Here is a 610-nt window from a genome sequence, read left to right on the forward strand (position 1 = left end):
AAAGTAAAAGACCACCTTCTTAGAAGGTGGCTTTTGAGAATGCCCCCTGTAAGGGGGGCTATTGTCACTTTCCGTTTACTACTCTAGCAATTCCATCTGCTGTTCATGCGTTTGTTCCGTTTTCTCCTGATGCCTCACGTATCGTCTGATAATTTCTTCATTCACTCCTACCGTATCCACAAAATAGCCACGGGACCAAAAATGGTTTCCCCATAGCTTCTTTCTGATATGTGGAAAACGGTTGTACAGCCTGATCGCGCTACGGCCTTTGAGATGACCCATCAGGGTTGATATTGAGAGCTTCGGCGGAACGATTACTACAAGATGTACATGATCTGGCTGAACATTTAGCTCCAGAACCTCACAATCTTTGATTCCACAGAGAATATAGATTGTTCTGTAAAGTTCCTTGCCCAACTTATCTTTGAGGATCCTGAAGCGGTACTTAGGCGTCCAGACTATGTGGTATTTACAACGCCAATATACATGTGATGAACTCCTGTAAAGCCCCATGTCGGTTTGTCTCCTTTTACTTGTGGTGAGTAAGCAGAGATATTCCGGCATGGGCATTCTTCAGGCTATAGCCTTACAGGAGCAATCACCACCTCCC

General features: G+C 44.9%; 1 protein-coding gene. It reads right to left on the minus strand.

Annotated features, from left to right (window positions below; translation table 11 throughout):
- Window positions 1-78: 78 nt before the first annotated feature.
- Window positions 79-513: an IS200/IS605 family transposase gene (gene tnpA / locus GF617_RS26955; RefSeq protein ID WP_181623715.1), complete on the minus strand. Its 435-nt coding sequence runs from the start codon at window positions 511-513 to the stop codon at window positions 79-81.
- Between the last annotated feature and the right edge of the window lie 97 nt (window positions 514-610).

The organism is Lelliottia sp. RWM.1, assembly GCF_016859735.1.
Taxonomy (GTDB): Bacteria; Pseudomonadota; Gammaproteobacteria; order Enterobacterales; family Enterobacteriaceae; genus Enterobacter.

Bases quoted from the DNA above. Each gene is read 5' to 3' on its own strand.
- tnpA (WP_181623715.1), bottom strand. From the start codon at position 513: ATGGGGCTTTACAGGAGTTCATCACATGTATATTGGCGTTGTAAATAC.